Origin of the sequence: Pseudarthrobacter sp. R1, from assembly GCF_024494415.1 — a bacterium.
Taxonomy (GTDB): Bacteria; Actinomycetota; Actinomycetes; order Actinomycetales; family Micrococcaceae; genus Arthrobacter.
On the sequence record NZ_JAMKFI010000008.1, the window covers coordinates 1,124,001 to 1,142,863 of the forward strand.

The following is an 18,863-nucleotide window of genomic DNA, read 5'->3' on the forward strand; positions in this document are numbered from 1 at the left end:
GCGCCCCTGCCCGACTGGTGGGTCGACGCGACGCCGGACGGCAAGCGAGCCAAGCACCCCGGCAAGCACGAGGTCTACGTCTACGGCCAGCAGCGCGCAGACGGCATGGCGTGCATCGGGTGCAGCTGGCAGCACAGCACGGTCATGTCGACACCAGCAGCCATCGCCCGCCACGACGCCGACCAGCACCTCGAGCACGACCACGGGCTCTGGGTGCCCATCCATCGCGGCCCCCTCGCGGGCACCTGCCCGTGCGGGAAGCCCGGGCTGTACGCCGACTCGGTGCTGCGGACCAAGGTCCGCGCAGTCCTCCACCAGGCGCAGCCGTGGAGCCCGACACCGGACCAGCTGGCGGACCTGCTCGTCGGCGCGCTCGTGCCCGACCACGGCATCCTCGTAGCCTTTACAGCCGAGCAGCAGACCGAGTCCGACTGGGAGCTGGGCTACAGCGCCTCGTACACCGACCTCGCTGCCCCCGAAGTGCTCGGCCACCGCCTGAGCGAGCGGGAGCTCGCCGAGCTGTACTTCCAGATCGAGGCCATGGGTGGACTCGGCGAGTCCGAGGCCTACCGCGACCTGGATAAGGCCGTCGAGCACCTCGGCGAGGAACCCGCCCGGCAGCTGCGCGAGCGTGTGGCCCAGCCCGGACTGTTCGACCTGGAGCCCGACGTCTGAGAGCCAGGGCCTCCACACCACAACGACCCCAGCAGGGGAGAGAAGGAAACCAAGTCCCATGACCCCCACCACGATCGGCGACCTGCCCCGGACCGCCCACACCGCGCCGAAAATCACCATCTACGGGCCGGCGGAGTGCCCCAACTGCGACAAGGCCAAGAGCCTGTTCGATCGGCAGCAGCCCGCGATGCAGTACACCAAAATCGACATCGAGCAGGGCGATGAAAACCACCGCCACATCACCGAAGACCTCGGATACGCCCAGGCACCCGTGATCGTCGTCAAGCTGGCCTCCGGCCGCACCGTCCACTGGGGCGGGCACCGCCAGGACATGCTCACCGCCCTCGTCCGGCTGTGCACCAAGGGCATCGTCCCGGAGGACCGGAAGGCGGCGTCCTGATGGCAGCGGCACGGCAGCGCCTCGGCCTCAGCATCACCGCCCGGCAGGCCGACATCCTGCTCGACACGCTCGTCGACAAATCCGTCGAGACGGACCACTACCTGCTGTCCTATCCCAAGGACGAGCCCGACAAGACCGACACCTGCTGCGACGCGCACCTGGCCCGGTTCGAGCAGCGCGCACTCCAGCGCAAGGCGCTGCTCGAACGGAAAGCAGAGGTACAGCACCTCATCGCGCTCATCGAGGCGATCCGGCCGGCGTTCGAGGCCTCCGGGTCCTCCCCGGTAAGCACCACGGCCGTGGACCTGTCCGGCGTGACGCTCGTCTACCGGGACACGGCAGGCAAGACGCACGAGCAGCCGCTGGCCGACATCGGATCCGCCGGGACCCTCATCGACCCCGACAGCGGAGACGACCTCGAGCTCATCGCCGCGCTGGTCGCAGCAGACCCCACCCGAACCAAAACCCAGGGAGCAACCCCATGAGCCTGCACATCGACAGCCTTGCCGACCTCGTCCGCGGAGCTGTGTCCGGCGGCGACACCACCCGGGAAGACTTCGAGCGTGCGCTCGACCAGGTCTTCCCCCAGGATCAGCTCGACCCGTTTGAGGGCACCGGCAGCGAGGAGTACCTCGTCGGATGGACGATCGACCAGGATGCTGCATCGCCCGCTGAGGCCGCCAGCAAGGTCTGGCGGGAGGTCTTCCATCGCGGACCATGGCAGCCCAGTGCTGACGAAGGCTGCGTCTTCACGGTCTCTCGTGGGGGCCAGCGTGTCGAGATTGACCTCAGCGACGAACACTTCGCGCACCTTTTCAGTGACTAAAAGGAACAGCGGGAGCAGCGCGCGGCGCAGCCGCCCCGGAGTACAGGACGGAAGCCTCGCGCACAGAGCCCCGGAGGAATGGGATCCTCCGGGGCTCTGTGCCCGCACACCCCAAGAATAAGTACCGACACACGCACGACAACTTCGAGGAGGAGCCACGGTGCACGCACAGCAGAACACACGCCTCCCGGCCGCACCGTCATGAGCGGCGAGGACCCCGACGAGAAATGGCGCAGGGATGCCCTGTGCGCAGAAACAGACCCCGACGCGTTCTTCCCGGAGAAGGGCGGCAACACCACCGACGCCAAGAAGGTCTGTGCCCAGTGCGGGGCGCGCGCACAGTGCCTGGATTACGCGTTGAGCGCCGACGAGCGCTTCGGCATCTGGGGCGGACTCAGCACCGCCGAACGCGACCGCCTTATCAAGACTTCACCGGTGGCACACCGTAGCGCCGCCCAGGCGCAAAAGCAGGAACGCGACACCCTCATCGTCGCGATGGCCGGCAGGGGGATCGACCCCCGGACCATCGCCGACATGGCCGAGGTCACCGACCGCACCGTCTACCGGGTGCTCGCCCGGCACAAGGAGCGGGAGGACGCCGTCTCCGCCTGAGCGCAGCACCGTCAATTGAAAGGACCGCCATGCCACTGTTCCCGCGCCGCTTCGGGCAGCAGAACCTGCTGCCCGGGGACGCCTATCCCCCTGAACGGACTACAGGCGCGCCCATGCCGGCCAGGAAACGCGCCGCCATTGACCGCAAGCTCCGCCGGATGGTGAAACAGCATCGGCTCCCGGCCGAGCCGGGAGAGTACTTCGACGCAACGGGCGACCGCTGGACGCTCGACGCCCAAAGCGGCTGGACCGACGCCGGCGGCGTACACCGCGACGCCCGGTACGTGCCGATCATCGCCTTGTTCGTCCACAACTCCGGCCCGTTCACGCGCATCGAGAGCTGATGGCCACCCCCGCCGCAGAAGGAGCAACCATGCACCCCCGCATCGAAGACAGCCACCTCGACCCCGGACTCCTGCCGACCGTCAATCCACAGCAGCGCACCGACACCCAGCTCGTCGAGCCGGTGCTCCGGGCCATCCACGCCGCCGTCGCGGACTGCAGCGTGACCGCCGCCCAGATCTTCGCCGGCCGGATCCACACGCGCAAGAACGAGGAGTGCACGACAGCGTTCGGCCGGCCGCCCAGCGTCGGTCACGCATCTGACGCTGACGACTTCTACTTGCAGATCGGCGTCCGGGTGCCCTCGTACGCAGCCGCCCCGGTGCTCGAAGCGATCCACGCCGTCGAGGACGTCGGACGCGCAGGCGCTGCGCGAGGCGCGTGCCCGGCTCGCCGAGGCCAGGGCGCGCACCGCCGCGGCACAGAGCGAAGAAGCCCGGGTCGAGGCCGAGATCGCCCGCCTCGAACCAAACAAGGAGTAGACCATGAGTGCCATCCAACCCCTGGCCGCCCGCATGCGGCCCACCTCCCTCGACCAGATCGTGGGCCAGGAGCACCTGGTCTTTCCCGGCTCGCCGCTCGAGCTGCTCGCCCAGGGCGAGGGTGCGACCTCGGTCCTGCTCTGGGGTCCGCCCGGCGTCGGCAAGACCACCATCGCCTCGGTGATCGCCCGCCAAACCAGCCGCCGCTTCGTCGAGCTCTCTGCGACCAGCGCCGGGATAGCCGATATCCGCAAAACGCTCGCCGGAGCCCAGAAGGCCCTCGACGACGACCTCCAGACGCTCGTGTTCATTGACGAGATCCACCGCTTCTCCAAGGCGCAGCAGGACGTCCTCCTGCCCGCCGTGGAGGCCGGGGTCATCTCGCTCATCGGCGCGACCACCGAGAACCCGAGCTTCTCGGTCAACTCGGCACTGGTCTCGCGCTCAATCCTGCTGGTCCTACGCCCTGTGGAGGACGGCGAGGTCGTGAACCTGCTCTCGCGTGCCCTAGAGGAGGACCCGGTCCTCTCAGCCACCGGGATCGGGTTCGCGGACCCCGCGCTGCAGATCATTGCAGGGCTGTCCAGCGGCGACGTCCGCCAGGCGCTGAACCGGCTGGAGACCGCTGTCGCAACTGCGCAGGCCGCAGGCAAGAGCGTCGTCGACCGCGAGGTGCTGGAGCAGGTCACCGGCGCTGCGCTGCAGCGTTACGACCGCGATGGCGACCAGCACTACGACGTCGTCAGCGCATTCATCAAGAGCATGAGAGGCAGCGACCCGGGTGCGGCCCTGCACTGGCTGGCCCGGATGATCGAGGCGGGGGAGGACCCGAGGTTCATCGCACGGCGATTGGTGGTGCACGCCTCCGAGGACGTCGGCATGGCCGACCCCTCGGTGCTGGGCATCGCAGTGGCCGCCGCCCAGGCAGTCCAGCTGATCGGTATGCCCGAGGCGCGGCTCAACCTCGCTCAGGCAACTGTCGCAATCGCCACGGCCCCCAAGTCGCCGGCCGTCATCCGCGGCATCGACCAAGCGCTGGAAGACGTCCGGCGCGGCCGGACCGGGAGCGTGCCGGTGCACCTGCGCGACGCGCACTACCCGGGCGCGAAGGGCCTCGGGCACGGAGAAGGCTACTTCTACCCTCACGACTTCGAACACGGAGTTGTCTTGCAGCAATACCTACCCGATGCCGTCCGCGGCACACAGTATTACCGTCCTACCGGCTATGGCTTCGAACAAACCATCGCCAGACGGTTGGCTGCGATCGATCAGATGACCGTGGAGGACAGGAACCCCCCTCGACTAGATCGCGGACCAGAGGTAGAACCGTGACCGCATCATCCTGGATCGTCGCTGCATGGAAAATCACCAGCAAAGTCGTCGGCTTCCACAAGACCTACGAGAGGGGATGAGCATGATCAACGACAACACTGAACGCGCGAGGCAGACCCCGGAGTCCGACAAGCCCAGGACTGTGGACGACCGACTCTCAGCAGATCTTGGTATCGACGTCGCCGCCGCCGAAGCGCAGGCACGGTTGCATCTCGACCTGCTGCGCATGCAGCGCCGCGAGCCCGGCGAACTAGGCTACGTGCTCATCGACCGGGAGTTCCATCCCCGCACAGCTGTCGTCTTCGCATCTCCCACAGAAGCCCGCAGCGCGCTGGAAGGCCACCCTTTGATCGATGCCCTCTGTGAGGAGGACAGCGTCGATGCACGGGTCCCGGATCCGGCCGTTCTCTCCGACCTCGCCTCCCGCGAAGTCATTTTGCCCTGATCGCACGAAATCGCGAAGGAATGGAAACATGACCAACACCGGTATCTTCACCCAATCAGCAGCTTCAGTCCTGCAGGACGTCGAAGAGTTCTACTTCGGTGGCGCGCTTCCCTGGTACCACGGGAGCAAGCTGACAGAGGACGGCTTGCACGTGAGCATCACACTTGACGATCCAGAGTCTGATGACGAGTCCAAGACCAAGGACTACGAGCTGTCGGCCGCCCAAATCAAGGAAGCCTTTCGAAAGGCCAAGCAGAAGGGGTACCACCTCTGCTGCTCTGCCGCCATCGAGTCCGAACAGCTCGGATTCGGCTGCGTCCAAGACCTTGACATCATCCTTCAGACCGCTTGCTACGGCGAGCTGGTCTTCGGCTGACGCCGCACCGGCTCGACTTCACCAGTGGAACTACTTCCACTAGGATGCAATCTCAGAGCTACCCAGTGGACACGGACCCCAGCACAGCCGTCCTTGCTCCTTCGTGAAACCACCCTGCTCACCCTCACTTCGCCGACCTCGACCGATAGGCTCCGATCACATGAACGACCAGGAAGTGCGCCGCGGCGCAGGTATCTACAGCAAGCCGGTGCTGGGCTTCTACGACCTGCTCGTCGTGAAGTTCTCCAATTCGCTGGCCTGGCGATGCCCCAGCCAGCTCATGCTAGACCAGTACAACCGTTGCATCGGCACCCGCCATCTCGATGTCGGTCCCGGCACTGGTTGGTACCTCGCCAATGCCGACCTCCCCGAATCTGCTGAGATCACACTCATGGACCTCAACGAAAACAGCGTGGAGCACGCAGCGTCCAGACTCGCCCACACCCACCACGTAAGCACCAGAGGTGTGACCGCGAACGTCCTCGAACCGATCCCCGAGGCTCTCGGCCAATTCGATTCCATCGCGGCGAACTACGTCTTCCACTGCGTTCCCGGCTCCTGGGCGGACAAGGGCGTAGCTTTCAAACACCTAGGGGAGCGGCTCGCTGCTGACGGTGTGCTGTTCGGCGGTACCATCCTGGGCAGTGGCGTGAGCCACAACCTCATCGGCCGCGGCTTCATGGCCCTGTACAACCGCCTGGGCATCTTTCACAACCGCGAAGACGACGCCGCAGGACTTGAGGCTGCACTGCGGCGAAGCTTCGACCAAGTGAAGGTCGACGTCATCGGTACCGTGGCGGTGTTCAGTGCACGAAACCCGTTGCGAAACGGCGGGGCAGGTGGACTCGACTAAAAGTCGAGCCTGATGACTGCATCCCGCCCTTCAGCCCCAGACCTGACTCCGGTGGCGGTGATGCGCACATTCTGCACGGAACCGTCGACCCGGCGAAGCGCCAGACCCATCGATTGAGAACGAGCGGTATCCCTCGCCGCAGCCGCGATGAACCTGTGCAACTCACCTGAAGTGTCAATGGCAAATTCACCAAGGCCGCCGACATACCCGAAGTCTTCCCGACGCCACGATGGCGACGTCATAAGAACATCCAGCGTTGCAGAGTCGACGACGGCCATCGGTTCCTTGGCCAGGGCCATGACTCCGCGAAGCACGTCGTCCACGCGCCCCGCATTGGCGTCTTGCTCGAAGGCCATATCGTGAAAAGTCTCCGGGGCCTCGTAACTGAAGCCCTGCAGATAGATCTTGTCGTGATCGGGCTCGATCGGCGGAATCACGCCGACCAGGCGCATGTGCCGACGGTCCTGTGAAGCCGTGCCGTAACCTGTGACGATGTTGTAGGTCAGGCATCGGACCTTGCCCGTTACGCCCATCAGCCCGTCCTGGATGCCGTCGCGGATGAGGCTGTTCACGCGCATCCGGTCGGACTGGTCGATGAGCTCGCTCGCCCATTCCCCGGCTTCCCAATAGCCACTGCGCTGCTGGGCGACGCTTGTGTCGACGTCATAGATACGAAACAGGTTCCGGTCCCAGTATGTGCGCCGGCGCAGTGTTGGTTGACCGTCGGCGTCACGCTCGATCTCCCATTCCCAGCCACCGACCAGCGGTGGTTCCGGAAGCGGATCAGCCGCTTTGGCCACGCCGGCGAGGACACCGATCGCCGTGGAGGTACGTGGAGAGAAGACGGGCCGTACCTCAACTGCCCACTGCTCGTCCGCATGGGGGACTGTCTCGGTAATTACATTGCCACTGCGCATCACCTGGGCGATGCGGTTCTCATCAAGTAGAAGACGCCTGGGAATTGCACGCGTGGGCTTCCGAGCGGAGACCGGACCACAGGGCTTATCGTCCACCAGAACCAGCTGCTTGCCGTCGCTTCCGCAGAAAAGGCCCCAGGAACCTACATCCAGCTGGACCTGCATGATCAAATACCGCCTGAGACCTGCACAGTGGCCCCCGACATGTAGGTATTCTCCGCGGTGTGAATGATCGCCGAAGCGACTTCATCTGCCGTCCCGAACCGACCCAGCGGGATTCCTTCCAGCATTGCCATCCGTGCCTCCTCAGCAACATCAGCCATCATGTCCGTATCAGTTGCGCCCGGAGCAACAACGTTCACCCGGATGTTCCGGGCTGCGTACTCCCTGGCCATCGATCGTGCAAACGCTTCCAATGCCCCCTTGGATGCAGTGTAATTGCACTGGCCGACAACTCCGTACTTCACGGACATGGATGAAACCAGCACGATCGATCCGCCGCGCTGCCGCAGCATCGGCCCCAGGGCCGCCTTGCAGGCCAGCATCGGCCCGATCGCATTGACCTGCATGACCTCGCTCAGGTCCTCCTCGCTCATCCGCATGAGCAGCTTGTCGCGGGTGATCCCTGCTGCGACGACGAGCACATCCAAACCACCCAGGTCGGCGGCAGCAGCCTTGACGCCAGCTGCGATCGAATTACCGTCACGCACATCCATCTCGAGGGGGAGCACCCCCTCGGGCACGGTCCCCCCGGTACGATGCGTACCCGCCGTCCGGTAGCCGGCGGAGAGCAGGGCTCGAGCCGTGGCCGCCCCGATCCCACGGGTTGCACCGATCACCAGGGCAGTTCTCCCCATGTCGCTCATTTTTTTCTTACCCTCCCAGGTTGTAAAGTTGTGACACGGAACTTTACTGGACTTGTACCCCTTCGTTGACAAACGACAGGCGGTGTCCGCTCTTCTCGCTATTTAGAGGAACGCTGATGCCTGCCTTCATTCCATCCGCTGCGACCGCCAATACGCCTCGGAACGGCCAGCCCCGTCACCCCCTGTTCGCCCGACTGATGCGCAAAGGCGCTGCCAAGGTCGGTCCCACCAGCTGCACCCCGAAGCCCGCTCAGCTCGACCTCTTCGACTGGCCGAACGAGTTGAGCCTCGAAGCACTCGGGAAAGCCATCGCCTCAGCTTGCGGCCTCGAGATCGTGATATGGCCCATCCCGGATGAGATGCGCCATCATGAGGTCAGCGGCCTCACCACTGTGATCGGACGAGTGGCCCACGTCTTCTACGACCCTGAGCTCCCGCCCCTCAACATTGAGCAGACAATCCTCCACGAGTTCGCCCATATCCTGCACGGCGACGTCCGGGCCGACACCGACTGCACCCATCTGCGCAGCATGTTCGACGACCCGGTGGAGAAGCGCGCCGAGACCACCGGCATGCGGCTGATGGATGCTCTGCACCGGAAGCGGCGGGCATCGGAAGAACGCAGCGAGGTCCTCGCCTTCCTGTCCGGATCAAACGAGGACGATGAGATCTGATGACTGAGATCATCATTGTCGGTATCACCATGGGCCTGATCATCATCGTCTCTGCCCTGTATCAAGGACGCCGACGCCGGGTTAACCTTCTCAGGGTCACCTGTGCCGCCCTCTTCGTGGCCACGGTCTGCCGTGGCGTGGAGCCGCCCTTAGACGGACCTGCCGTCGACCTCCTCAAGCGCCTTGCCATCCTGACCGCCCAGGTATCCGTGGCGCGGCTCATCCTCACGTTCCGCGCGACTCCGCTTTCACGACGTGCAACCCGGTTCATCTACCTCTTCGCCGGGATCATCGCCCTGGGCGAGGCCGTGCTGGTGTGGTTCATCCCCGTCCATGCCGACGGCACCATCTACGACCGGGTCGACATCGACGCCGCCCTTGCCCGCGGCCAGGCCTGGGCGCTGATCTCCTACAACTTCCTGTACCTCTCTGCATTCGCCGCGGCAACTGCCGTAGTTGCCGTCGGCTGTTGGCGGACCATGACGCAGAAGAACCAACCCTTCTCCGCCCGCCTTCCGGTTGCATTCGTCTTTACGGGGGCCATCGGATCTGCCCTGTTCATCGGCTCATCACTCCTGGACCTCTTTGGCAGTCCGGTGGTCGGCGGAACTGAACTGAGGACACAACTCCTCGTCACCGTTGTCAGCTTCTTCTTCCTGGGACTCGCAACAGGGGTCATCCGCCGCATCAGCATAGAAACGCAGGTGAGGCTCGCGCTCCGCCTCGCGCACGAGGTCGTCGTACCTCTGTGGCGAACGACCACCACTCTTCATCCCGACGTAAAGCTTCCGCCCGAAGACAGGCAGGGGTTCGATCAGCTGATGACGCTCTCAAGGCTCACCATCGAAACCCACGACGCGCTCAGACTCATCCGCGAGGACCACGACCCCGCACTGGAACCCCTGCACAGGCAGCACCCCGAGGATCCGCACCTGTCGGCGGGGCTGGTGCGCCATCTCAGCGGCGAGAACGCCGTTCCCAGCCTCGGGTGGTTCACACTCGCCCTGAGCCGGCTCCGCACGCTCAAGCTGAAAGACGACGAAACCCTGGCCGCCTCTGTGCAGAGCCTCTACGAGATCCGAGTGGCGATGAGTGCCATGAATGGGACGGACGGGCGATGACCGGGAACGGAACGAAAATCCGCATCCCCGCGGCCGGCGATCCTGCGACCCGGGCCGCCCGGATCCTCAGTGACGTGTTCGCGCCCGCTGTGTCCGTATTCCTCATCTGCGTCCTCTGCGGCGTCACAGGCCACCCGCATACATGGGTTGGTCTCGGATGGGGCATCCTGATCGGCTCTTTCTGCGCAGTGATCCCGACAGCAACCATCCATGTCGCGGTGCGGCGCGAGCAGCTCACCGACCGACACGTCACCCGGCGCGATCAACGCTGGTGGGTCTTCCTGGTCTGCGTGGCGTCTGTGCTTGGAGGCATGGCAACGGCGGTGCTGCTGGACGCACCGCCCACGCTGCTGTGGATCCTGCCGACGATGGTTGCCGGGCTCGTCCTTGCCGGGGGAGTGACCCTCCTGGGACCGAAAGTCTCCATGCACGCGTTCTGCTTCACCTCCCTCGTCGTCCTCGCGGCGATGCTGCTCTCGCCCTGGTGGCTGCTCGCCCTCCCAACCCTGCTGCCCGTGGTCGCCTTCGCCCGGCTGAAGCTAAAGCACCACACACGCCTCGAGCTCACACTCGGATCCGGCCTGGCGGCCGCCGTGATGCTCGGAGCCAGTGCGTACATGCCCACGGCCGGCTAGGACTGCCCGCTGCTCCGGCGCAACCGGAAATGTGCCGATGCCACCGCATTGGAAGATCTTCCACTAGTATGAAGGTGTCGTCGCGTGCACCGTTCGCCTCGATGACTTCATGTCTGAAATCACGAGGAGGATCCAGCTCCGTGACCATCGCCCAGCGACTAGAACGCTTGTTCGCGGAGACGGCGGGACCACACGGTCGCCCCGTCACCCTGCAGGAAATCGTCCAGAGAATGGAGCAGCGCGGCATCTCGTCGATGTCGCTCAGCTACCTGCAGCAACTGCGCAAGGGGGAGGCCCACAATCCCCGCCTGCAGCACCTCCGAGCCCTGGCCGACGCCTTCGACGTCCCCCTGTCCTACTTCCTGGAGGAGAACGAGCCAGACAGCGCCACCGAGCAGGAGCTGACCCCGCAGGAGCGCACCATCGCCCTGCGTGTGCACGGGCTCAGCGACGGAGCACTGGCCAGCATCCGGGCCATTGTGGAACTGGCGCGCAAGAGCGAGCAGCTCGACGACCCTCCCAAGAGCCCTGATTCCGCTCAAGACTGATCCCGCCGCGGGGTCCCACCACCCTGCGGACGTCTTCCTCGTGCCGGCGTTTGGTATTTGAGTGGAATCTTTTCCACTCCTGTGGCAGGATGGGAACCACAGCCCGGCGATTCCGTACATCGTGATGTCCCGCCGGACTAAGGTGATCACGCCCGTGAAGGAGCATCAGATGGTCGATATGCAGCCCCCCTCCGACGAGTTCCGCGGATTCGACGAGGCCCGGTCGATCATGTGGTGCTACGAAGCCCGCTCACGCACCTATGCCCGTCTGAGCCAGACGGACTTTCTCGCCAACGACGCCGTGGCCGCCGTGCATGTCGAGAACACCTCCCGCGCCGACCGCGTCTTTCTCGCCGCCTTCGACCGCTCCGGCGGGCTGCTGTTCGGCGACACGCTTTACATCGACGACCCGACACAGCGGCTCGACGTCACACCCGAGTTCGACCACGACTTCACCGGTATGACCGTCGCCGCTGACTCCGAACTTGAGGAAGCCGTCGAACGCGAGAACGGCTGGGTGGTCAACCTGGATGCCCTGCGCGACTACGACCCGCTGGAGGACCGCCGGACCACGCAGCGCGCGGTGCTCCTGGCGCACCTCGGGGACATGATGGCCAGCGGCCAGGCCCGGGGTTTCCTGTTTGACAGGCACGACGCTGCCGAGGATCCCGGTGAGGCCGACACCGACGCCGCCTGAGCGCGGCGCAGCACTTCTTCCGGCGCTCGATCGACCCCGCCCGGCTTCGGCCGAGGCGGGGTCTTTTGCTTCCCTGGGGAACCGGTGGAAAAGACCGTGGACCGGCTCACGCCGGTCCCGGGGGTCGTTCCGTGGTGGTCGCAGCCGCGCGGTGCGCGGCGCGGCCACCGTTACCGAATCGTCTGTTCTTGAGAGCCACGACCCACAGGAGTAGCCCATGACCGTCCCTCTCCGCGCAGCCCAGCTGCCCGTCAAGTACGAACGGGCCGAAGGCTCCGCCCGGCACGGCCGGACCATCTACGAAGTCGCCGGCTCCGGGCTCTACCAGGTGACTGCGGCCAGGGAAGAGTTCGCCGTCTCGACACTCACGCAGTCGGGATGGACGGAGCTGATCACGCTCGACGAAGGCGACGGGGTCTCGAACGTCCTGGAGGCCATGCAGGTCTGGCTGGACATCCAGACCCCGTCGCCCCCGGCCGGCGACAGCGCCGCAGGGAAAGGCGGCGGTGCCGATGACTGACCCGACCGGAACGATGGCAAGCCTCACCGAGAAGGCCGCAGCCGCTGTCGTCACCTCCCGGGGCCTCACCCATGAGGACGGGGAGTCCGCCCTCGCAGCCCTCGGCTGGGCCCAGGGCGCGGCGATCACCCACGAGGACGCGTTCCGGGCCTTCACCCGGGCCCTGATCGACGAACTCGGCGTGCCGGACCTCCTCGCCGCCAAGATCGAGCTGCTCGCCGAGTACAAGCTCGACTACCCCCAGGACTACGCGCCGGACGACGTCGCCCGCATGCAGGCCGAGCTAGCGCGGCTGCGATCGCTGCAGCAGATGCTTGCAGGACCCGCCGACTGACCGTTTCCGGACACAGCAAGAGGCCCGGACTGCGCTGAAGGTCGGCGCAGTCCGGACCCCAGGCCTGCTCTCACGCCGTGGGCGGGATGAGCAGCGAGGCCCCGGCGTAGATGAGATTCGGATCCTGGATCCGGTTCTTCTCGACCAGGGCCCCGATCGGCACTCCGGTCTCCGCCGAGATCTCCGTGAGGGTGTCACCCCACTGGATCACATACACCCGCGGCTGCGGCTTCGGCTCGGGGACCTGCGCCGGCTTGTCCTCGTCGCCCTTGCCCGACGCCGAGGTGCCCGAACCCTGGCCGTCCGCAGAGTTGCCGTTACCGGCCTTGGCCTCGAAGGCGTCCGGAACCCCGTTGCGGTCCCGGTCCGGCAAGGTCACCGTCACGGTGCCCTCCTCGTGCTGGGAAGCTGCCGCCGCATCGCTCGCCGGGCTCCGGTCAGCAGTGAGGAGCTGCGTCGCGCCCCAGCCGGCGAACAGCAGCGCGCCACCGGCCATGATCCCGGCCGCCAGCACCGGTCCACCGCCATAGCCCAGGGGCCCAAGCCGGTCCCGCCGCTGCACCGCCACCCGGGCCGGGGGAGCCGCATCAGCGACCTTCTCCTCGGGCCTGTGCATCGTATCCGTCATCCCTGTCCCTCTCTATCCAGCTCACCATTTGTGACCATTCGAGTCCTCATGCACATTCTACTCGTAGTCCAGTGCATCTTGATAGAATAGGAGAAGGGATAGACGAGTCATAGACCAGTCCGACGGGCCGCCACGAACCACCGAATCACTCAACAGAAGGAACCCACCACCATGGCCAACTACTCCATCTCCGCCAACCAGCTCACCGAGGGCACCAGCGTCTTCATCCGCGGCAAGCTCGCCTTCGCCCGGCTGACCAGCCTCATCGAGGGTGCTGCCCTCGCCGCCAGCGACCAGCGCAAGGTCCAGAACGGCATGAGCCCCGTGGGCAAGCCGCACACCACGGCGACGATCACCGAGGCCGAGGTGCAGTTCGCCGACCCGGCGAACCCCACGGTCGAGGAGCAGTTCGTCTCCGAGCGCCGCTACACCTCGAAGAAGAACCCAGCCTCGGGCGCGAACTACTCGATCGACTCCAAGGGCACGAACCTGCCGATCATCGCGATCCCGTCCGAGAAGGGTGATGGCACCTACGACCAGGACACCTCCGGCCAGGAGCTGGCACAGGGACTGGACGTGACGCTCGTGCTCCGCGTCTACAAGCCGAAGAACTTCGCCAACCGCGGCCTGTCGCTCGACCAGGTGATTGTGCACGAGACCCCGCGCTACTACAACGCCGGCGGCGTCGCCAGCGGGGAGCTCGCGGCCCGCGGCATCGTCTTCAACGCCCCGCCCCGCGCGGTCCAGGCCCAGCCGGGCTCGGGCTCCGCCGTCGGCAACGGCGAGGAGCCGGTCGCCACCGAGGTCGAGGACGGCTTGTCCTTCCCGGCCCCGCAGCCCGCCGTCGCGGCTTCAGTCGCGGCACCGGCTCCGGCCCAGGTGCACACGCAGGTCGCCACCGCACCGGTCGCGGTGCTTCCGGAAGCTCCCGCGGCTCCGGTTCCCGCCCCGGTCCCCGCGGTGCAGCCGCAGCAGGAGACGCCCGAGCAGAAGCTCGCCCGCCTCGAGCGTGAGAACGCCGAGTTGAAGAACGCGGGTTCGGCCGTGGGTGCTCCCGCCGGCCAGGGCCCGTGGGGCGGCTCCGGCGATGCCCAGCAGGCCGGAATCACCTACCAGGGCTGATCCAAGGCCGATCCGACCGACCGAACCCCCAGACGAGACCCCCGTGCAGGCATCCATGCCGTACGGGGGTCTCGTCTTTCAGGGCCAGAGTGCAACCCGGCCCTGTTTTCATCCGCTCCCGACAAGAAGGCATTGATGTGACCGCCGTCGATCCCCGCGCGATCTTCCCCAGCTTCTATGACAACCCCGCGATTCGCGCCCTGGCGACCGCCTGCCGCTGGACCATCTCCGGCCGGCTCGGCGAGCTCGACGACGAGGACTCCGGCCGCAAGGCACCGATCGATGTGCGGCACCTGCTCGACGGCTGCAATCCGGGCTGCCGCCACGCAGGCCCCCTGCGCGGAGCTTTCGCCCTGGACGCGACCTGCCTGCTCACCCTCGACCAGCTGGCCGACACACTGCCGAACGCGGCGAACGCTGCCTTCTACCTGCAGGCCCCCTCCGACGGTCTGATCGTGATCGACGTCGAGCCCGGTTGCCCGCCGGACGTGGCCGCAGACATCCTGCGCCTGCCCGGAATCCTGTACTCGGAGCTGTCGATGTCGGGCCGGGGCTTCCACCTGGTCGCCCCGCTGCCCGCCAACCTCCACGACTTCCCGATCGCCGCTGACAAGCGCGTCCTGCGTGAGGAGCACGGCTGGTACGAGATCCTCCTGGACCATTGGTGCACGTTCACCCGCAACCCGGTGCCGCAGCGGATCGTCGAACACGTTGCGGCGCGACCAGCCTCCGACCGGTTCTCTTCGGTGGCGGACCTGTATGCAGACCTCGCCGCCAAGGCCAAGCCAAGCATCAGCATCCCCTCGACCGCCGTCGGCACAGACGGCGAAATGCCCGACATCCCGTACGCCGAGGCCATCGTCGAGCAGACACTCGCCGGCTCCCGCGACCGGCTGAAGACGCCCGAGGACTTCGACAACGACCGCTCCCGCTGGGAGTTCTCCGTCCTGGGTGTCCTCTACACCGGCATGCAGCTGCCGTTGCGCACCTACCGGTCCTTCGGCGCGCAGTTCTCCTCCGGTGACGAGGCCTGGCTGCTGTACAAGACCTCGCTGGCGGTGATCGAGCCTCGGCCCAAGCACGCCCAGATGCGCAACGGCAGGCCGTTCCTGCTGGACCGTGCCGCTGCCCTGGTGGCGGCACGGGAAGCCTCCGCCGAGGCGGGGTGAACCTTCGGGGGTTGCCCATCGGTTTGGCGGTGGAACAAGGACTGGATCGGGCGGAGCCCGATCGGGGATGGGGAGGCGGTGGGCTTCTGAGCCCGACCGCCCCCGTCACCGGGCCTTGTGGCCCTGCTTCCGACATGTCCCGTACGGCGCTCAGCCCTGCCGTGGGTCCGTCTCCCGTCTCACCTGCTCACAGCTCACCCACGACCAGAAAGACATTCCCATGAAGTTCAACGACACCCTGACGACTCTGATCCAGCAGTCCCTCGAGGTCGGGGCCACGCCCGCGCTCATGGGCGAGCCCGGCATCGGCAAGTCCTCCTTCGTCGAGGCCCTCGCCTACTCGATGGGCACCAAAGCCTTCGTCCTGCCCTGCAACCAGCTCGCCGACAAGGCCGACCTCACCGGGGCGCGCCTGGTGCCCTACGAGAAGACCGACGGGACACAGTCCTACAAGCAGGTCTTTTACCCGCACCAGGTCATTCAGGAGTGCATCGACTACGCGCTGGAGAACCCGCGCGAGTGGCCGATCCTCTTCCTGGACGAGATCAACCGCACGACCTCCGACGTGACCTCCGGCGCGCTCACCCTGGTGACCCTGCGGCGCATGGGCCACATCGAACTGCCGGAGAACGTGCGCCTCATCGTGGCGGGCAACGACAAGGGCAACGTCACGACTCTCGACGAGGCCTCGCTGTCGCGCTTCGCGATCTTCCACGTCGAGCCCGATGCGACAACCCTCATGTCCGTCCTCGGAGACGCGCTCAACCCCTGGGTGAAGAAAGTCCTCACCCAGCACCCCGGACTCATCTTCCAGAAGTCGACGCCGAACTCCATCGTGGCCGACGGCCGCGATGACGACGATGACGACGGCAACGTCACCATGGCCGAGCTGTTCGACGGCGGCGAGGAGATGAACCAGCTCACCACGCCGCGCACCATCGACCACCTCTCCCGGTGGCTGAACAGGGTCGACCGCCAGGAACTGGCGAGCCACCTCGCGACCCCGGTCCACATTGGCAGCCGCGAAACCTCACTGCTCAACGAGGCCATCGAGGCATTCACCGGCGACACCATGTTCACCACCCAGCTCGTGGCGGTCATCGCCGAAGACCTTGCCTCGAACTCGGGCGGCCCGGCACACAACCGCGTCAACGTGCCCAAGCCGAATTGCTACGCAACCCTCAAGTCCGCGGGCACGGTCACCGACCTCGCCGCGCAGATCTCGGGCCTGACCCAGAACGAGGTCTCCGGCTCGCTGCTCTACGCGATGAAGGAGAAGGAGGACAACTCGCGCCTCATCGAGCAGCTGGCGCAGGCGGCCGTCCAGATTGAGCCGGAGCACACGCGCACCCTGTTCGAGCTGGTGACCACCGGGCAGTTCGACCGGCAGAACCTGGAGGCGTTCCTCGAGGTCGACTCGCCGATCGTGGCCGCGGTCAAGCCGTCCCTGTCGGCCTTCCTCTGAGCCGACCCGGCACCGGGCGGCGGGGGATGCCACCGGCTCCGTTCCGGAGCGTTCCCCGCCACCCCACGACACCCGTCGCCTCAGACCGCATTAGGAGACCACGATGACGATCACCGTCACGAACCAGAAGCCGGCGGTGCTCGACGCCCTGCACACGATCTCGTGCACGGGCGACTACGACCCCATGCCGGCCATCCAGAAGGTCCTGGTCGACCCGCTGCTGGAGCCGCTGAACCCCAGCGCTCCGGCGAGCATCGTCGACGGCTCGGGCCACGACATCACCGGCGACGTCCTGGACATCGTCATGCGCTGCCTCGGCGAGACGATGGACCCGGCCGCCGAGAAGAACGCCAAGGAGCTGCTCGGACAGACCCTGGTCAGCTATGACCAGGGCACGCCCCTGCCGGTGGGTGAGCTGTTCGCTGTCCAGGCCGGGCAGCAGAACAAGTGGCCCGCGCCGTCAGCCCGGGTCCTGTACTCAGCCCAGAACGATGTCATCCCCGCGGCCAAGGGCCTGCTCGCCGGCTCCGCTGACGAGAGCGCCTTCTTCGCCTCCGTCGCCTACACCTACCACCCGAATACCCTCGGCTTCTGGTTCCAGTCCTCTGCCGCGTTCGACGGCTTCAAGATCTGGCTGAACCAGCAGGTGCAGGCGATGGCCGGCGCGAACGCGATGCCGGCGGACACCCTCCGGCTGCTGAACGACTTCGCGAACCTCTCGCTGAAGGGGTTGACCGAGTCGCTGCTGCTGCGCAAGGACGACTCCGACGGCAACGACGAGTTTTCTTTCGCCCGGCTGGTCATCCGCATGCTGATGACTTACGTCGACCAGCAGCGCAAGGCCGCCTCAACAGGCGCGGCCGCCCTCGACACCGGCATCATGCCGTTTACCGTTGGGGAGCTGTTCTGCCCGCGGTCGCTGGTCCTGGTCAACGTCGAGGCCCACGCCCGCGCCACCGCCGCGAAGGTAACGGGGGAGTGGAACCTCATCAACCAGTCCCTCGCCTCGCCCGTGAAAGTCGTCTCCAACGCCGCTCTGTCCAAGCTGACCTCGCTCCCGCGGGCAGCTGCCAGGGCTGCCGCCATGGGCGCACGGCAGCAGCCGGGCCAGCCGGGCTCGCGTTCGGCCCAGGTAAAGTTCCGCAAGGCCCCGCCCACGAAGCTGGACCTGTTCAAGGACATCACCCGGGTGCTCAAGCGCATGGGCAAGGTCAACAAGTCGCAAAACATCTACCGGACCACGAAGACGACCTTCCTCAAGGCCAACCGACGCAACCCGGACGACTTCAACAAGCCCGGCCGGATCACCTCGGTGCAGTACATGCCAGACCTGCACATCTACATCGACACCTCCGGATCGATCTCCGAGGAGAACTACCAGGAGGCGGTGCTGATGCTGATCAAGATCGCCAAGAAGCTCAACGTCAACCTGTATTTCAACTCGTTCAGCCACATGCTCTCCCAGGAAACGTTGCTGAAAGTAGAGAACAAGTCGACGCGGCAGATCTGGAATGAGTTCCGGAAAGTGCCCAAGGTCACCGGCGGCACGGAGTTCAAGCAGATCTGGGACTACATCAACGCCTCGCCGAAGCGCAAGCGCCGGCTGTCGCTGATGATCACCGACTTCGAGTGGCCTCCGCCGTCCAGGCGCGAGGAGCACCCGGCGAACCTCTACTACGCCCCGTGCTCGGCCATGGACTGGAAGTACATGGTCCGCTCCGCCGAGGCGTACGCGAACGGCATGCAGCACATCGACCCGAGCATCCGGCAGAAGCTGCTGGGCATGGTCCTCTAACCCTGCCCTCCAGCCATGGAGGAGACGCC

At 66.0% G+C, this 18,863-nt stretch carries 23 protein-coding genes and 1 pseudogene; 21 read left to right on the forward strand and 3 right to left on the reverse strand.

The genetic code is table 11. The features are described from left to right. Positions 1–144: 144 nt before the first annotated feature. The 10 genes and pseudogenes from M8J71_RS16160 to M8J71_RS16205 all read left to right on the forward strand — a co-directional run bounded on the left by M8J71_RS16160 (position 145) and on the right by M8J71_RS16205 (position 6,343). Positions 145–675, forward strand: coding sequence for a hypothetical protein (locus M8J71_RS16160; protein WP_256248790.1), 531 nt, complete (start codon positions 145–147; stop codon positions 673–675). 58 nt (positions 676–733) lie between these two features. Further along, on the forward strand, positions 734–1,075 hold the full coding sequence (locus M8J71_RS16165) for a glutaredoxin family protein (RefSeq protein ID WP_056387525.1): 342 nt from the start codon (positions 734–736) through the stop codon (positions 1,073–1,075). After that, positions 1,075–1,560, forward strand: a complete 486-nt coding sequence (locus tag M8J71_RS16170) for a hypothetical protein (protein WP_256248791.1) — start codon at positions 1,075–1,077, stop codon at positions 1,558–1,560. Before M8J71_RS16165 ends, M8J71_RS16170 begins: the two co-directional genes overlap by 1 nt. After that, positions 1,557–1,901 carry a hypothetical protein gene (locus M8J71_RS16175; protein ID WP_256248792.1) on the forward strand — a complete coding sequence of 115 codons (345 nt, stop codon included), beginning with the start codon at positions 1,557–1,559 and terminating at the stop codon, positions 1,899–1,901. The genes M8J71_RS16170 and M8J71_RS16175 overlap by 4 nt, the downstream gene beginning before the upstream one ends. Positions 1,902–2,129: 228 nt before the next feature. Continuing rightward, positions 2,130–2,327 (forward strand): annotated as a pseudogene (locus tag M8J71_RS16180) (WhiB family transcriptional regulator); the annotation flags it as partial. 215 nt (positions 2,328–2,542) lie between these two features. Then, positions 2,543–2,857 carry a hypothetical protein gene (locus M8J71_RS16185; RefSeq protein WP_256248793.1) on the forward strand — a complete coding sequence of 105 codons (315 nt, stop codon included), beginning with the start codon at positions 2,543–2,545 and terminating at the stop codon, positions 2,855–2,857. A gap of 483 nt (positions 2,858–3,340) precedes the next feature. After that, on the forward strand, positions 3,341–4,669 hold the full coding sequence (locus M8J71_RS16190) for a replication-associated recombination protein A (protein ID WP_256248794.1): 1,329 nt from the start codon (positions 3,341–3,343) through the stop codon (positions 4,667–4,669). A gap of 82 nt (positions 4,670–4,751) precedes the next feature. Then, a complete protein-coding gene (locus M8J71_RS16195; protein WP_256248795.1) occupies positions 4,752–5,114 on the forward strand; it encodes a hypothetical protein in 363 nt (120 codons plus the stop codon). A gap of 28 nt (positions 5,115–5,142) precedes the next feature. Then, a complete protein-coding gene (locus M8J71_RS16200) occupies positions 5,143–5,490 on the forward strand; it encodes a hypothetical protein (protein WP_133830752.1) in 348 nt (115 codons plus the stop codon). A gap of 160 nt (positions 5,491–5,650) precedes the next feature. Then, positions 5,651–6,343 carry a class I SAM-dependent methyltransferase gene (locus M8J71_RS16205; RefSeq protein ID WP_256248796.1) on the forward strand — a complete coding sequence of 231 codons (693 nt, stop codon included), beginning with the start codon at positions 5,651–5,653 and terminating at the stop codon, positions 6,341–6,343. On the opposite strand, the gene M8J71_RS16210 is transcribed toward M8J71_RS16205, so the two are convergent. Then, positions 6,340–7,425 carry a hypothetical protein gene (locus M8J71_RS16210; protein ID WP_256248797.1) on the reverse strand — a complete coding sequence of 362 codons (1,086 nt, stop codon included), beginning with the start codon at positions 7,423–7,425 and terminating at the stop codon, positions 6,340–6,342. The two genes, M8J71_RS16205 and M8J71_RS16210, sit on opposite strands and share 4 nt — an antisense overlap. Before the next feature lie 2 nt (positions 7,426–7,427). Continuing rightward, positions 7,428–8,126 carry an SDR family NAD(P)-dependent oxidoreductase gene (locus M8J71_RS16215; RefSeq protein WP_056387495.1) on the reverse strand — a complete coding sequence of 233 codons (699 nt, stop codon included), beginning with the start codon at positions 8,124–8,126 and terminating at the stop codon, positions 7,428–7,430. Between the two features lie 116 nt (positions 8,127–8,242). Between M8J71_RS16215 and M8J71_RS16220 the strand changes: the two genes are divergently transcribed. The 7 genes from M8J71_RS16220 (at position 8,243) to M8J71_RS16250 (ending at position 12,655) form a co-directional block, all read left to right on the forward strand. Beyond that, positions 8,243–8,800, forward strand: coding sequence for a hypothetical protein (locus tag M8J71_RS16220; RefSeq protein WP_256248798.1), 558 nt, complete (start codon positions 8,243–8,245; stop codon positions 8,798–8,800). Beyond that, on the forward strand, positions 8,800–9,921 hold the full coding sequence (locus M8J71_RS16225; RefSeq protein WP_256248799.1) for a hypothetical protein: 1,122 nt from the start codon (positions 8,800–8,802) through the stop codon (positions 9,919–9,921). The genes M8J71_RS16220 and M8J71_RS16225 overlap by 1 nt, the downstream gene beginning before the upstream one ends. Beyond that, positions 9,918–10,556, forward strand: coding sequence for a hypothetical protein (locus M8J71_RS16230; protein WP_256248800.1), 639 nt, complete (start codon positions 9,918–9,920; stop codon positions 10,554–10,556). The genes M8J71_RS16225 and M8J71_RS16230 overlap by 4 nt, the downstream gene beginning before the upstream one ends. A 230-nt stretch (positions 10,557–10,786) precedes the next feature. Then, on the forward strand, positions 10,787–11,104 hold the full coding sequence (locus M8J71_RS16235) for a transcriptional regulator (protein ID WP_056387481.1): 318 nt from the start codon (positions 10,787–10,789) through the stop codon (positions 11,102–11,104). 169 nt (positions 11,105–11,273) lie between these two features. Further along, positions 11,274–11,801: a hypothetical protein gene (locus M8J71_RS16240; RefSeq protein ID WP_256248801.1), complete on the forward strand. Its 528-nt coding sequence runs from the start codon at positions 11,274–11,276 to the stop codon at positions 11,799–11,801. Between the two features lie 217 nt (positions 11,802–12,018). Beyond that, positions 12,019–12,321 (forward strand): hypothetical protein, encoded by a 303-nt coding sequence (locus M8J71_RS16245; protein ID WP_256248802.1) that lies wholly within the window; start codon positions 12,019–12,021, stop codon positions 12,319–12,321. Further along, positions 12,314–12,655 carry a hypothetical protein gene (locus M8J71_RS16250; protein ID WP_256248803.1) on the forward strand — a complete coding sequence of 114 codons (342 nt, stop codon included), beginning with the start codon at positions 12,314–12,316 and terminating at the stop codon, positions 12,653–12,655. The genes M8J71_RS16245 and M8J71_RS16250 overlap by 8 nt, the downstream gene beginning before the upstream one ends. A gap of 70 nt (positions 12,656–12,725) precedes the next feature. Here M8J71_RS16250 and M8J71_RS16255 read toward each other — a convergent pair whose 3' ends face one another. Then, a complete protein-coding gene (locus M8J71_RS16255; protein ID WP_197521577.1) occupies positions 12,726–13,283 on the reverse strand; it encodes a LysM peptidoglycan-binding domain-containing protein in 558 nt (185 codons plus the stop codon). Between the two features lie 171 nt (positions 13,284–13,454). On the opposite strand from M8J71_RS16255, the gene M8J71_RS16260 reads away from it, so the two are divergent. From M8J71_RS16260 to M8J71_RS16275, 4 genes are all read left to right on the forward strand, one after another. Next, positions 13,455–14,405 (forward strand): hypothetical protein, encoded by a 951-nt coding sequence (locus M8J71_RS16260; protein WP_256248804.1) that lies wholly within the window; start codon positions 13,455–13,457, stop codon positions 14,403–14,405. 137 nt (positions 14,406–14,542) lie between these two features. Continuing rightward, positions 14,543–15,574, forward strand: a complete 1,032-nt coding sequence (locus M8J71_RS16265) for a hypothetical protein (RefSeq protein WP_133830741.1) — start codon at positions 14,543–14,545, stop codon at positions 15,572–15,574. Between the two features lie 220 nt (positions 15,575–15,794). Continuing rightward, the gene (locus M8J71_RS16270; protein WP_256248805.1) at positions 15,795–17,039 is read left to right on the forward strand and encodes an AAA family ATPase; all 1,245 of its coding nucleotides are present in this window, start codon (positions 15,795–15,797) and stop codon (positions 17,037–17,039) included. A 103-nt stretch (positions 17,040–17,142) separates the two neighbouring features. Beyond that, positions 17,143–18,834: a hypothetical protein gene (locus M8J71_RS16275; protein ID WP_071416449.1), complete on the forward strand. Its 1,692-nt coding sequence runs from the start codon at positions 17,143–17,145 to the stop codon at positions 18,832–18,834. Positions 18,835–18,863 lie beyond the last annotated feature (29 nt).